The organism is Rhizobium sp. SG741 (assembly GCF_012275435.1).
Lineage (GTDB): Bacteria > Pseudomonadota > Alphaproteobacteria > Rhizobiales > Rhizobiaceae > Rhizobium > Rhizobium lusitanum.
This window is the reverse complement of record NZ_JAAZQP010000002.1, coordinates 331,278-344,591: the sequence shown is the minus strand read 5'-3', so window position 1 is coordinate 344,591 and position 13,314 is coordinate 331,278. Positions and strand designations below refer to the sequence as shown.

Genomic DNA, 13,314 nt, shown 5'->3' with positions numbered 1-13,314 from the left:
TCCTCTTGACGACGAAGCCCCTTTCGGCCTCGCGGTGGCCGACCTTTCATGCAGGATCACCCGGATACTGAGCGCCATTGCCCGATAATCCCCCTCGAGCGTCGGATTTCGGGTGCTCCGATCCACCGTGTCATGCGCAGGCAATCTCGAGGCCCCTAACATCAGTCATGCACTATAGCCGCCCCTTTCAGGCGGTTGTCAGCGTGCTGTTGTAGCGATGACGAAGTGAGAAAGCGGAGTTTGAGGCGCAACTTCATGAGTGCCAGTTTCATCAGTAAGCGTGTTGCCTGTGATGGCAAGCTGGACTTCCGCGCGCGGGCCTGCAGGGTTCTGACCCCATGAAGAAAACCCTCGCAACGGCTACCGACACCTGTCGCGCACGCTGCATCAATGGCCTTCGACGATTCTTCGCAGCACCGACGCTCACCCCCCCTGCAAATCGAGCGTTTCTCGAACGTCCGATCGTGATCATCTCCATCTTCCTTGCCCTGTCTTTGCTGGTCATGATCACCGCCGACTACCCCTTGGGCGTCTGGATGAAATCATTTCCGGAGCAGCTTCGTGGAACGGCGAAATGGATCAGCAGCTTCGGCACCGGCCTCCTGGTTCTTTCGTTCAGCGGTGCTCTGCTGATATTCGCTATCCTCGCGCCCGCCCACAAATTGAGGAAATCGGCACGAACAGGCGCCGATCTTGTTGCCACCGCCGCGGCATTCGTCTTCTTATCGGTAGCAGGCGGCGGCCTTGTCGACTCGCTTGCCAAGAACATCATCGGCCGGGCTCGGCCGGAGCTGCTGCAGACGAACGGCGCATTTTATTTTCGACCCGTCGCCTTCCACGCGGACTTCGCGTCCTTTCCGTCCGGACACTCCGCGACAGCGGGCGCCATGGCGATGTCGTTGGCACTCGTCTTTCCGCGCCTACGTCCCATATTCATGCCGGCCGGCGTACTGATCTGCCTGTCGCGTCAATGGGTCGGCGCCCATTGGGCGAGCGACACCTTGATGGGCTGGGGCGTCGGAATAGCCTTCGCCTTGTGGCTGGCCCACGCTTTTGCCCGCCGCCGGCTGCTCTTCACCTATGGCTCCGATGGCCGCCTGTGCCCGGGAGAGCGGTATAAAACAGTCCTCATGACCCTGCGCGCGCTCCTGCGGCGCAGGCCGGTAACCGCGAAAGAAGAAGCAACCTCCGCACCGGCGACGGCATGCCCATCACAGTCAAACCTCGCCTCCCACACCTTGGAAATCCGATCCTGAGCCGGCGGTGAGCGCCGACACATCGGCCCCCTACGGAGAAATGCAAATATCGGGCATGGGCAGCGACGGATTTACCGATCTCCGCCGTTTAAGCGCTGAAGGGACAACAACTAAGTTCTTTGGGAATAGAGGCTACATCATGAGAAAGATTACTTTATTGGCCCTGGCGGCCGCAGCTTGCTTTGCCGCCGTTGCACCGGCCGAAGCCCGTGACGGATGCGGTATCGGCTTCCATCGCGGCCCTTACGGCGCATGTCGCCCCAATCGCGGGCCGGTTGTCGTCGTGCCCGCCGGCCCACGCTATGGCGCCTTCTATCCGGGACGCGGCTATTGGGATGGGCGCCGCTACTGGATGCACCGCGAGCGGTGGCATGGCGGATGGCGCTACCGCTAAATAGATCCTGCAAGATTAGCGTGGCCCAACCCGGAAAGTAGGGCCACGCGGCCTTAAATGACAAGGCATGGGGGCGTCCAAGCCACCCCTGGTCTTATGGCACGAGCAGTAGTTTTCCTGTCGTTTTGCGGCTTTCCATGTCCTCATGCGCACGGCGCGCATCCGCCAATGAATAGACGCCGCCTATGTTGACCCGCAGCTTGCCGTGCTCGATCCATTCGAAGAGGCGGGAAGAGCGGGCAATAAGAAGCTCTGGCGTATGAATGTGATCGAAGAAGGTGGCGTAGCCGATCTTGATGCTGCGCGGCAAGCTCATGATATCCAAGGGGCCTGGGCCGCCAAGAACTGGCCCGAACCAGCAGAATGTCCCCGCCCGCATCAGGGAATCGAGCGATCCTTGAAATGTCTTCGGGCCGGAGCCGTCATAGACGACATGGACTCCCTCCCCTCCGGTGATGCGCATCGCCGTATCGGCGAATTTGCCTTCCGTATCTACGATCACATGGTCGGCACCCACGGATTTTGCGATACTGCTCTTGTCTTCACTGGAGACGCGGCCGATCACCTGCCCCCCGCGCAGCTTGATGATCTGCGTCAGCAGCAAACCGACGCCGCCGGCAGCGGCGTGAACGAGCGCGATATCGCCTTGTTGCACGGGATAGAAGTCGGTCGCGAAATGGCTGGCGGTCAGCCCCTGCATCATGACGGCCGCCGCCGTCCGGTCGTCGATGGCCGCCGGTATCGGTACCAGCGCGCGCTCAGGAATGGCGATGCGTTCGGCATAGCTTCCCGGCGCATAGACCCAGGCAACGCGATCGCCGACCTGAAAGCTTTTGACACCCGCGCCAATGGCCAAAACATGACCTGCCCCCTCGACGCCAAGCGGCTTGGGATTGGGCATATCGGTCCAGGCCATGCCCTGTCGCACGCCAATATCCATGAAATTTACGCCGGCCACATGCACCTGCACCAAGACTTCTCCCTCGCCGGGAACGGGATCCGGTCCGTCCACATGTTGCAGGACGTTCGAGCCGCCAACTGCGGTCATGACGATCGATTTCATCTTCATCTCCTTATTTGAACAATCATTCCAAAACTGTGCAAAAAAATTCCTTATCGCAGGCTCCGAAGCGCAAGGCGGGCAAGGGCGAGCAAATTATCGCCTCCGACCCCAGCTCGGGCAGCCAGACGGATCGCGGCGATGTTGGACGTCAAGAACTGCGCGGCCTGCTCGGGGTCGATGTCCCCGGCAATGCTGCCTTCGCTCTGCGCCTCACGTACACGCTCGATGACCGCTGCATGCAACCTGCGGCCGGCGGCTTCGTGAATCGTCGTCAACTCAGGCTGGCTTGTCCCAAATTCGCAGATCGAACCGACACCGAGACAGGCCTCTGAGGCCGTCGCCACGACACGCGCCAGCAGGGCATCGATGCCGTCCATAGACTGTGGTCCCGTTTTAAGCGCAGTAAGGTGCGCCTCAGTCTCCTGTGCCGCATAGCGGCGCACCGCTTCGAGATAGAGGCGCCACTTGTCGCCGAAAGTGTCGTAGAGGCTTTGCCGCCCGATATGAAGGGCTTCCACAAGCATGGTGGCTGAGGTCGCTGCATAGCCTTTGTCGCGGAAGACCGAAATCGCCGCATCCAGAGCCGCCAGTTCATCGAATTCCTTTGGTCTTGCCATGAGCGGTACATAGTAATTATTGAATGATCAGTCAAGAATAATATCGTTTCCGTAAAGCCTGTCTTCTGAACGCATGACGATACGCCTCTCGCGTTTGGAAACACCCGACCGTTGCAAGCGACATCACAACCTTTTGTAGGCTCTGGCGGCGAGCGTGGAAGACTTGCAATTGACGTATCGTCGACGAAAGGACAAAGCTGCCGCTAAAGCAGGCTTTGGAAGACACCGATGCACGCATGAGCGAGAGCAATACCATCGAACATCAAGGCCCCATCATCGTCTTCGATGCCATGTGTGTCCTTTGCTCGGCCAACGCCCAGTTCGTGCTGCGCCACGACCGCATCGGCCGCTTTCGCCTCGCCTCCATGCAGAACGAGACGGGAGCCCGGCTCTATCGGCTGTGCGGCATCGATCCCGCCAATCCGGATAGTTTGATCATCGTGGACGCCGAGAAGGTGTTGCGGGACAGCGACGCGGTGCTTTCCATCTATGCGGGCCTCGGCTGGCCCTGGAAAGCGCTCGCCCTGCTGAGCGTCGTGCCCCGGATGCTGCGCGATCCAGCCTATCGCTGGCTCGCCCGCAATCGCTACCGCTTTTTCGGCAAGCGGGAGACCTGCTGGCTGCCGACGCCGGAGCAAGCAGACCGTATCCTTTAAACAAGGTTCTCGTTTTTGGTCGGTATGGCGGGTTCGGCTCGCGCCTGTCGCGACAGCTGGCCGGTGACGGTTTCGAGGAGCGCCCTATCCTATCCTATCCTCTCTTCAATTCCTCTTCCGCCCCCATCGCAAACGCCGCCACCGTTCTGTTGCGCCCGCTCAGCTTTGCCTGGAGCAAGGCACCATCAGCACGATTGATCAACGTCGTCGTCGGCCCTGAAACAGGAGACGAGGCTATGCCGACCGAGATGGAAAGAGGCCCGACGATGCGTCCGCGATAGGAGAAGGGTGTGGTGAACACACTGGTGCGCAGTTTCTCGGCGAGCCCGAAGCCTTCCTCGTCCGCAATATCGGTGGCGATCACCGTCAGTTCCTCCCCGCCGAACCGGTAAGCCGTGCCGGCGGCGCCGACCGTATCGGAGACGATCTGCGCGACATGGCGCAATACCTCATCCCCGGCATCATGACCGAATTCGTCGTTGAAGCGCTTGAAGTGATCGATGTCGATCATGATGCAGACGACCGTGCGGGCGGACTTATCCCTGTGAAGATTGTTCAGCGCCTCGTCGAGAGACCGCCGATTGAACAGGCCGGTCAGGGCGTCGCGCACGGCAAGGCTCATCAGCTTGTCGCGCAGCCGCAGGTTGGCGATGGCGAGGCCGATATTCTCGGCGATCAGTTCAAGATAGAGCCGCGGCGCGTCGGCGGCGGTTGCATCCTTCGAGCGGTCTTCGAAATAGAGGAGCCCGATCGCCTCGCCGAGCGCCGTCAAGGGAACGCAGAGCCCCGGCACACCGGAATCATCCAGATGCTGACAGGGAATATCGTTGTCCGCGACATGGCTCACATGCGGCCGTCCGCGGCGCAGCCCCCAGCAAGCAGCCGCCGGGAAGGAGGGTTGGGTATGGGCGGGATCCAGCCATCGGCTGACCTCGGCGAGCGCGGTCCGGCTTTCGTTCATCGTGTAGAGGCATCCGGCGATCCCCGGAAAGATTTGCGGTACGAAAAGGGCGACGACTTCCGCCAGTTCGTTCTGGGCGTAGCAGGCCTGAAGACGGTGCATCATCTGCAGGATGAGATCCTTGGTCCGCTGGTCCTGCTTGCGCTCGTCATCGAGCCGATTGCGCTCCAGGCCGTTCTCGCGGAAGATCTGGATGGCGTCGTTCATCTCCCCGATCTCGTCGCGCCGGCGATCGGGCGGCACTTCGAAGGTAAAATCCTGCTTGGCAAGCCGGTTGACGATTCCCGTCATCCTCATCAGCGGAATGGCGACGCGGCGCCGCAGCACGAAATAGAGCACGGCGAGGAACACCGCGGCGGTCAACGCCAGAATCACCTTGGCGATATCGGCCCAGAGGTCACTGCGTGCTTGAGCATTGCGCATCGCCGCTTCGGTGCGGGCGGTTGCCAGCGCGCGGAACTGCGTGACAGCGTCGAGGAGCGCCGTCTGCACACGCTCGTGTTCCGGTCCGAACAGAGTGTCGCGTGCGCCGGTCTGGTTGCCCCCACGGTAGAAGGCCACCGCAGCTTCCTCTATCTTATCAAGTGCTTCAGCGTTGGCCGCAACCTGCTCCACGACCTGAAGCTCACGATCGGGAATACCGAGCCCACGCAATGTGCCGACGGTGGCATCGCGACGGCGCTCCTCGCCCTCGTCGACAGTGAAGGCATCAAGATGCCTGGCCTCGCCGCGCATGACATAGAGACGCGCCTCGTCCGTCGTCTCCTCCGCGCCCAAGGCAAGTTCTTCTCCGAGGCTGTTCAGCAGCAGATGCTGCTCGATGGCTTGCCTTTCCTGGGTGGCGCTTCGAGCCGACAGAATGAAAGCCGCGGCGGACAGCACGGTCAGGACCACGGTAATGCCGTAGGCCCAATTCGTAATTGTCGTGATTCTCATATGCCGGCTTCCTTTGCAGTTAGCTCTCGCGGCCTTAAACTATTCTTTTTCGGAGCTTTAGCTATGGCATTTGCTTATTAAGATAAAGCTTGAATGAACTGCTGAAAGAGCCCGCTGGAGCGCATTGATCAGGGAGCGATGCGGTCGCCAGTCCCCAAGCGTTCAACCACCATCATGAAAAACAGCGTACATAGGTGATTGCGTAGGGCTGACGGGAATCCTGGCTCCGGCTATTAGTCGGTTCCAAGACTCCCGGCTGTCGTCAGGGGTGAACACGACAGCGCGGTCACCAAATCGAGTTTCGGATTTGCAATCCATCTACTGAGCAAAAGCTGGAAAACACAAATTTAAGCTCCACAAGCGACTGCTTCATTTCGAGGCACTCGCCGCGTGATCAGGAAACCGATCAGCCGCAACAAGATTGTCTGCTGATAGACTTAGGCTGCCATGACCAACCCAACCGTGCAATTCCTGAATAGCTCCTTGGGCTCTGCACAGATTCTGCAAATACGCGCGCCATCCTCGCGCCATGAACAACGCACCCGAAGAAACCGTCGCTCCACCCGTCCGCCTGCCCCATAGCCTTCTCAAGGAAGGCTGGTGGCTGGTGGAAGATCCTCAGCCTCAAACCGACCTCCCGGCTCGGACACCAAGGGTCATACCCTTTATCGCTGCGGGGCGAACCGTGGGGGGCAGATACGCATGAGTGCCTCGGATATACCGGCGCAGCCGGCCAACCCCACACGCAACGTCAGCCGCAAGCTCTTGATACTGATCGTTCTCGTAGCACTCGCCGACCTCCTCCTCTTCGGCAGAGAGCCGGGCCTCAACCTTTTCCTCTTCGTCAATGCCATCGCCGCGGGCGTGCTGCTTTGTTCGAGAAAGCCACAGTCTCTTCCAAAGGCTACAGGGCTTCTGGCTCTCGCTTTTGTCCTGTCGGCGCCGCTTCTCGAGACCACATCCTGGATGGGCATCGCTCTCAGCTTGCTCGGCATCACATGCGTCTCGCTTGCCGCCACGGGACTTTTTCCACGAAGACTGGTCCGTTTGCCGGTCGTGCTGTTCCGCTTTCTTCTGGACCTGCCGCTGCGGCCGTTCCGCCGAGCGACCTACGGTCGTCTCCGGCACTCCCGAAGGCCGACGCCGGAGACGATCTGGCATCATCTTCGCGGCTGGATCATGCCGCTCAGCTTTACAGCCGGGTTCGTTGCCCTCTTCGCAATGGCCAATCCGCTGATCGACAAGGTACTACGCAGCTTCGATCTTGCGTATTTTCTGCAATTTCTGGATGCCTGGCGCATCGGCTTCTGGCTCATCGTCGCCGCCTTCGTATCTGTCTTGCTTCGCCCGCGCCTCAAACGCCTCGCTCGGCGTCGCCCAGATCAGGCCTCCGATGCCGTCAAACCCGAGAGCGCGTTTTTCGGACATGCGGCCTTGCTGCGCTCGCTCTTTGTGTTCAACGCACTGTTTGCAATACAGTCTCTGCTGGATCTCACCTATCTCTGGGGCGGAGTAAATCTGCCTGACGGTATGAGCCACGCCGAATATGCGCATCGCGGCGCCTATCCGTTGATGGTGACGGCACTTCTGGCCGCGGCCTTCGTGCTCGCCGCCATGCGCCGCGACGGGCCAGGTAACAGGAGCGCCCTTGTTCGCAGCCTCGTGCATCTGTGGATCGCGCAAAACATCTTGCTCTGCTTCTCCTCCATCCTCAGACTCGATCTCTACGTCGAATCCTACTCGCTGACGGAGCTGCGGGTCGCGGCCGGCATCTGGATGGGTCTCGTCGCCATGGGTCTCTTTCTCATCCTCCTGCGTATCCTGCTGCAGCGCTCCAACGAATGGTTGGTTGCGCTCAGCCTGGCGACGCTGGTTGTGACGCTCTACGCCATTGCCCTTGTCGACATTCCTGCCTTCATCGCCCGCTTCAATGTCGCCCACAGCAGCGAGGTGGCAGGCGAAGGTATGCCGCTCGATATCGATTATCTGTCGACGCTTGGGCCATCCGCAATACCTGCGCTCGATACTTATCTGGCATCGCTACCCGCCGAAGCGGAACGAGCCGCTCCTGCGAGCAAGGTCCGGAGCGCACTTGTAGTGGACGAATGGCAGCGATCGCGCGACTGGAGAAGCTGGACTTTCCGCGCCGCCCGCCTCGATCGCTATCTTCTCGACCACACAACCCTTGCAAGATGAGGCCGAAACGAAGAAAAACGAGCAAGAGAACCAAAGCAGGCATCGCATGGTCAAGCGCATCCTCGTCGTCGACGATGAACCCAATATTCGCGACGTGATTTGCTTCGCGCTCGATCGCGCCGGCATGGCGACGACAACAGCCCGCAACGGCACAGAGGCCATGATGGCTTTTCATCGTGGCGATCTCGATCTGATCGTGCTCGATGTCGGCATGCCCGAGATGGATGGTCTGGAAGTCTGCCGCCGGATCCGCAGGACATCCAATCTCCCGATCCTGTTCCTCTCGGCGCGCGACGAAGAAATAGACCGCATCCTCGGCCTCGAGATCGGCGGTGACGATTACGTCACCAAACCCTTCAGCCCGCGTGAACTGGTCGCCCGGGTCAAGACCATTCTGAAACGCTCCGGGCATGGCACGGGACCGGACGCCAAGGAAAATTCCGTATCCGCCGGCTTGTTGCGCCTCAATCGCGGCGGCCGGACTGCGACCTTCGCCGATACGCCGCTGGCTCTGACGGGTCTTGAATTCGCTATCCTCGACACGCTGTTGTCACGTCCGGAGATCGTCTTCAACCGCGATCAGCTCATGGAGGCAGCTTACGGGGCCGATATCCAGGTTGCCGACCGCACCATAGACAGCCATATCCGCAATATCCGCGCCAAGCTTTCAGCCGCCGGTGGCAAGGGCATCATCGCCACGGTACACGGCATTGGCTTCAAATTGACATCAGGCGTGGAGGGAGGCGCATGATGCGCAGCCCGCTGGTGAAGCCGAAGTGGCGGCCGCCGCTCTACCTCATCGTCTATGCCGTGCTTCTAACCGTAATGACGCTCCCTGTGCTGACCGTCATCTGGTTTCGCGCGGTGCGGGCCGCGTCCGGCGCCATGGCACCGGCCGAAATCGCTACTCTGGCCGTCGTTCTGGTCCTGACACTCGTGGTCGCCTATGTGTTGACGCGAACCCTGACGGTGCCCATTAACGCCCTGATCGCACGAACGGAGGAAATCGCCCGCGGCGGCAGAGCCGCTATCCGACCGCTCGACAATTACGGTACGCGGGAGGTGGCGACACTTTCGCAAAGTTTTCTCGACCTTGCCGGCAAGCTGGTCGATCATTCAGACCACGTCCGCTCCTTCGCAGCGCACGTCTCGCACGAGCTGAAATCCCCCCTCACCTCGATCAAGGGTGCTGCGGAACTGCTGCGCGACGATGACGACGACAATCCGATGAGCCAGGCGCACCGCAATCACTTCCTCGCCAATATCATCGCTGACACTGAACGCTTGGACACGCTGTTGTCACGCCTGCGCGATCTGGCGAAGGCCGAACTGCCGTCCGAGCCAGGCCTGACCAACATCGAGGACATCGTCGCCCAGCTGGCCAGAAACTTCCGCCAATTGGCTGTCATCGATGATGGAAGTACCAAAAGCGCGATTGCTCTGCCCAGCGAGGTCGCCGGCATCATTTTTGCCAACCTGGCCGAAAATGCCTCTCAAAACGGCGCGACTATACTCAGGATCAAGTCGGCGCCCGACGGGCGTAAGCTGACGATCGAAATTCGCGACAATGGCTCCGGTATTGCCAAAGGCAATCGCGAGCACATCTTCGAACCGTTCTTTTCGACACGCCGGGAAGAAGGCGGCACAGGCATGGGCCTTGGCATCGTCCGGGCGATGCTAGCCTCGCATGGCGGCAGCATCGAGTTGCTGGAGAGCGGCGATGACGGCACGACCTTTCAGATTATCCTGCCGCATGTCTCGTAATGCTTGAACGACGCAGATTAAAAAGGGGGCGACGGTTGGATCCGCCGCCCCCATTCGTGGGGTCATGAAGCGTTAGGCCGCTTGCGATTCCGAAATGCTTTCCAGCGCCATCGCCCGCGCCGTCACGAAATCGATCTTGCCGGAACCGAGGACGGGGACCTTGCCGACGGTCACCTCGGCCGGGACCATCATCTCGGTGGCGCCCTTCGCCTTGGCAAAGGCCAGGAACTCGCTTCGCGTGGCATTCGGCTGATCGGTCAGGAGAACGACGCGTTCACCCTTCTTGGCGTCAGGCACGGACGAGACCACGCTGAGCACGCCGGGCCAGAGCTGGGCGGCAAGCGTCTCGACCGCGGCAAGCGAGATCATCTCGCCGCCGATCTTGGCGAAGCGCTTGGCCCGGCCGCGGATCTTCACGAAACCGTCTTCGTCGATGATGACGATATCGCCGGTATCATGCCAACCCTCCGGCAGCGGTTCGATGACGCCGGGATTGTCGGCGCGCATATAACCGGCCATCACATTGGCGCCGCGGATGAGCAGACGCCCGCCCTCATCGATACCGGCAACCGGCTCGAGCTTCCATTCCATGCCCGGCATGATCTTGCCGACCGTTCCAGAGCGGTTGTACATCGGCGTGTTCAGCGAGATGACCGGGGCCGCCTCGGTGACGCCATAGCCTTCCAGGATGCGCAGGCCGAACTTTTCCATATAGACCTCGCGGGTCGAGGCCTTCACCGGTTCGGCGCCGGAGAAGATGTAGCGGATCGATCTGAGATCGTAGGGATGAGCGCTGCGCGCATAGCCGTTCAGGAACGTATCCGTGCCGAAAACGATGGTGGCGTTCGAGACGTAAATCAGCTCCGGCACGATGCGATAGTGCAGCGGCGACGGATAGAGGAAAATCGGCACGCCCGAGACCAGCGGCAGGATGGTGCCGGCCGTCAGACCGAAGGAGTGGAACATCGGCAGGATGTTGAACACCTTGTCGCCCGGATGGAAATCGATGCGCGAGGCCGCCTGGGCTGCGTTCGACAGGATGTTGCGGTGGGTAAGCACCACACCCTTCGGCGCACCTTCCGAACCCGAGGTGAAGAGGATCACGGCCGGATCATCGGCACTGCGCTTGACCAGCGGCCGATATTTGCGGATGAGGCCGAAGATCTTGTCGAGGAAGGTAATTTGCGTGCGCAGCTCGTCGAGCCAAACGAACTCGACCTGCTTTTCAAGCTCCTCGACAACGGGGCCAAGCTTGGCTTGCGTGACGAAGGCGCGCGAGCACAGGACATGCCTGACTTCGGCGGTCTTGCAAGCGGACAGGATATTGGCGGCGCCTGCGGTGAAGTTCAACATGGCCGGCACTTTGCCTGCCGACATGACGCCGAGGACGGTCGCAGCCGTACCATTGGCGTTCGGCAGCATGACGCCGAGGGTCTTGTCGGCCGGGAACATCTTCTTGAATTTCGCACCCAGCACCGCGGCACCGGTGAGCAGCTTGGCATAGGACAGCTTGCCTGAGAGCGGATCCTCTACGGCCAGTTTTTTGCCACCGTATTCATGGGCGCTTTCGATGACGCGACCAAGCACGGTATTATCGGTATCCGCCGTGCGGAACATCAGCGCCGACATGATCTGGTAGAGTGCAGCACCGGCCGCGATGCGCCGCTTGCGGCCTTTCAGTTCCAGGGGAACGTCGAGCTTCACCGGCTCAAGGATCGTTACCTTGACCTTGGGGAAGAGGCGGCGGCGGACATGGCTTGAGGTGAGGTAAGAGGCATAGCTCTTTTCCAGACCGTCGATACGAACGGGCACGATCATCGCGCCCGTCTTGTCGGCAACCATGGCAGCGCCGTCATAGACCTTCATAAGCGTGCCGGTAACCGTCAGGCGTCCCTCCGGGAAGATCCCGACCGGGCTGCCGTCCTGGATGACCTTGATCAGGGAACGCGTCGCCATCGGCTTGGTCGGATCGAGCGGCAGGAACTTGCACTTCGTCAGCAGAGGACGCACCCACCACTTCTTGGCAAAGGCATAGTCGATGGCGAAGACCGGCTCTTCCTCGGTGATGGCGAGCGCCAGCGCGCCGTCGAGCAGGCTCACATGGTTGAGGGCGATGATCGGCGCCGGGCCGGCCTTGCGGATGTTTTCCAGGCCCTCGACTTCCAGCCGCATGAACGCGCGGAAGATGATGGAGATGAGATCGCGGAAGGCATTGGTCGGCAGCGTCTTCAGCATCACCCAGGCGATCACGACGTTGAGCGTCGAGATGCTGAGGACGATCACCGGGATCGACAAGCCGACGGCCTGCAGCACAGCCACCAGCGCCAGGCCGACCGCTATGAAGAGTGCGGACAGCACGTTTGCCGCGCCGATGACGCGGGCGCGGCGGTCCTCATTCGCCCAGCTCTGCATGGCGGCAAAAGTGGGAACGGCGAGGAAGGCGCCGCCGATTGCCATGCCGGCCAGATCGACCGCGACACGGATTGTCTTCGGCCCTTCGAAGAAGGCGAGAATGGACTCGGTATGCGAGCTGGACTGGAGACCCCAAAGGTTCCAGGCGAGATCGAGACCGAAGAGCGCGACGATCAACATGCCCACGGGCGCCGGCAGGAGCACGATGCGGCCGGCGGCCATCCAGCCGGCGATGGCCGAGCCGATGGCGACGGATATGGCAAAGATCGCCAGATAGGCGGGAACGACGATTTCCGAACCGCCGAGAATGTCAGTCACCATGATCGGCAGCATCGACATGATGAAGGCTCCGACGAACCAGAACCAGCAATTCATCAGCGACGCACGCCAGATACGCCTGTCTGCACGAAGCTCATTGACGAGCCGGTAGCTGGAGCGGATGACGTTCCTATCGACGACAAGATCGGGCGCCTTGGAGCCGGTTGAGGGGATCATGCGTGCGGCAAACCAGCAGAGGACGGAAAGCCCCATCATCATCGGGCCGAAGATCCAGACGTTGTCCCCCTGCCGGAAGGCGACGGCCGAGACCATCGTGCCGGTGAGAATGGCGATGAAGGTTCCGCCCTCGATCCAGGCATTCGCCTTGGGAAGGTCCCTGCTTGCGAGGTGATCCGGCAGGATGCCGTATTTGATCGGCCCGAAGAGCGAGGAGATGACGCCGAAGCCGAAAAGGGCGAGCATCAGGATCCAGATGGAAGAGAAGGCGATGCCCACCACCGAGATGGCTGCGACGACGAGTTCGCAGCGCTTCAGAAGCTCGGCTATCTTGGCCTTGTCGTATTTGTCGGCGAGCTCGCCGGCAATCGCCGAAAGCAGCAGGAACGGCACGATAAAGATGCCGCCCGCCAGCGTCACCAGCGCGGCACCCTGGGCTGCCATTTGCGCGAGAATGACGAAAATCAAAGTCTGCTTGAGAAAATTATCGTTGAAGGCGGTGAGGAACTGCGTCCAGAACAGCGGCGCGAATTTCCTCGATCTCATCAAATGGGTTTGCATGAC

The 13,314-nt window shown here is 60.7% G+C and carries 10 protein-coding genes; 6 read left to right on the top strand and 4 right to left on the bottom strand.

What is annotated here, in order from left to right; genetic code table 11:
• The first annotated feature begins 338 nt into the window (after positions 1-338).
• Together FHT29_RS06980 and FHT29_RS06975 are read left to right on the top strand one after the other, a co-directional pair.
• Entirely contained in the window at positions 339-1,256 is a 918-nt protein-coding gene (locus FHT29_RS06980; RefSeq protein WP_168599440.1) for a phosphatase PAP2 family protein, read from the top strand.
• Positions 1,257-1,395: 139 nt separating this feature from the next.
• Positions 1,396-1,650: a hypothetical protein gene (locus FHT29_RS06975; protein WP_047554547.1), complete on the top strand. Its 255-nt coding sequence runs from the start codon at positions 1,396-1,398 to the stop codon at positions 1,648-1,650.
• Between the two features lie 94 nt (positions 1,651-1,744).
• Here the strand turns inward: FHT29_RS06975 and FHT29_RS06970 are convergent, their stop codons facing one another.
• Both FHT29_RS06970 and FHT29_RS06965 read right to left on the bottom strand, forming a co-directional pair.
• Positions 1,745-2,713, bottom strand: coding sequence for a quinone oxidoreductase (locus tag FHT29_RS06970; protein WP_168599439.1), 969 nt, complete (start codon positions 2,711-2,713; stop codon positions 1,745-1,747).
• Between the two features lie 50 nt (positions 2,714-2,763).
• Positions 2,764-3,330, bottom strand: coding sequence for a TetR/AcrR family transcriptional regulator (locus FHT29_RS06965; RefSeq protein WP_168599438.1), 567 nt, complete (start codon positions 3,328-3,330; stop codon positions 2,764-2,766).
• A 236-nt stretch (positions 3,331-3,566) separates the two neighbouring features.
• Here FHT29_RS06965 and FHT29_RS06960 point away from each other — a divergent pair, with 236 nt between their 5' ends.
• Positions 3,567-3,986 carry a thiol-disulfide oxidoreductase DCC family protein gene (locus FHT29_RS06960; RefSeq protein WP_168599437.1) on the top strand — a complete coding sequence of 140 codons (420 nt, stop codon included), beginning with the start codon at positions 3,567-3,569 and terminating at the stop codon, positions 3,984-3,986.
• Positions 3,987-4,080: 94 nt separating this feature from the next.
• Here the strand turns inward: FHT29_RS06960 and FHT29_RS06955 are convergent, their stop codons facing one another.
• Entirely contained in the window at positions 4,081-5,883 is a 1,803-nt protein-coding gene (locus FHT29_RS06955; RefSeq protein ID WP_168599436.1) for a diguanylate cyclase, read from the bottom strand.
• 702 nt (positions 5,884-6,585) lie between these two features.
• Between FHT29_RS06955 and FHT29_RS06950 the strand changes: the two genes are divergently transcribed.
• From FHT29_RS06950 to FHT29_RS06940, 3 genes are read left to right on the top strand one after another with little or no spacing between them, the layout of a single operon-like run.
• Positions 6,586-8,079, top strand: coding sequence for a DUF4173 domain-containing protein (locus FHT29_RS06950; RefSeq protein WP_168599435.1), 1,494 nt, complete (start codon positions 6,586-6,588; stop codon positions 8,077-8,079).
• Positions 8,080-8,125: 46 nt separating this feature from the next.
• Complete coding sequence (locus FHT29_RS06945) at positions 8,126-8,830, top strand: response regulator (protein ID WP_168599434.1); 705 nt, start codon at positions 8,126-8,128, stop codon at positions 8,828-8,830.
• Complete coding sequence (locus FHT29_RS06940) at positions 8,830-9,843, top strand: HAMP domain-containing sensor histidine kinase (RefSeq protein ID WP_168599564.1); 1,014 nt, start codon at positions 8,830-8,832, stop codon at positions 9,841-9,843. The genes FHT29_RS06945 and FHT29_RS06940 overlap by 1 nt, the downstream gene beginning before the upstream one ends.
• A gap of 72 nt (positions 9,844-9,915) precedes the next feature.
• On the opposite strand, the gene FHT29_RS06935 is transcribed toward FHT29_RS06940, so the two are convergent.
• Positions 9,916-13,311, bottom strand: coding sequence for an acyl-[ACP]--phospholipid O-acyltransferase (locus FHT29_RS06935; RefSeq protein ID WP_168599433.1), 3,396 nt, complete (start codon positions 13,309-13,311; stop codon positions 9,916-9,918).
• Between the last annotated feature and the right edge of the window lie 3 nt (positions 13,312-13,314).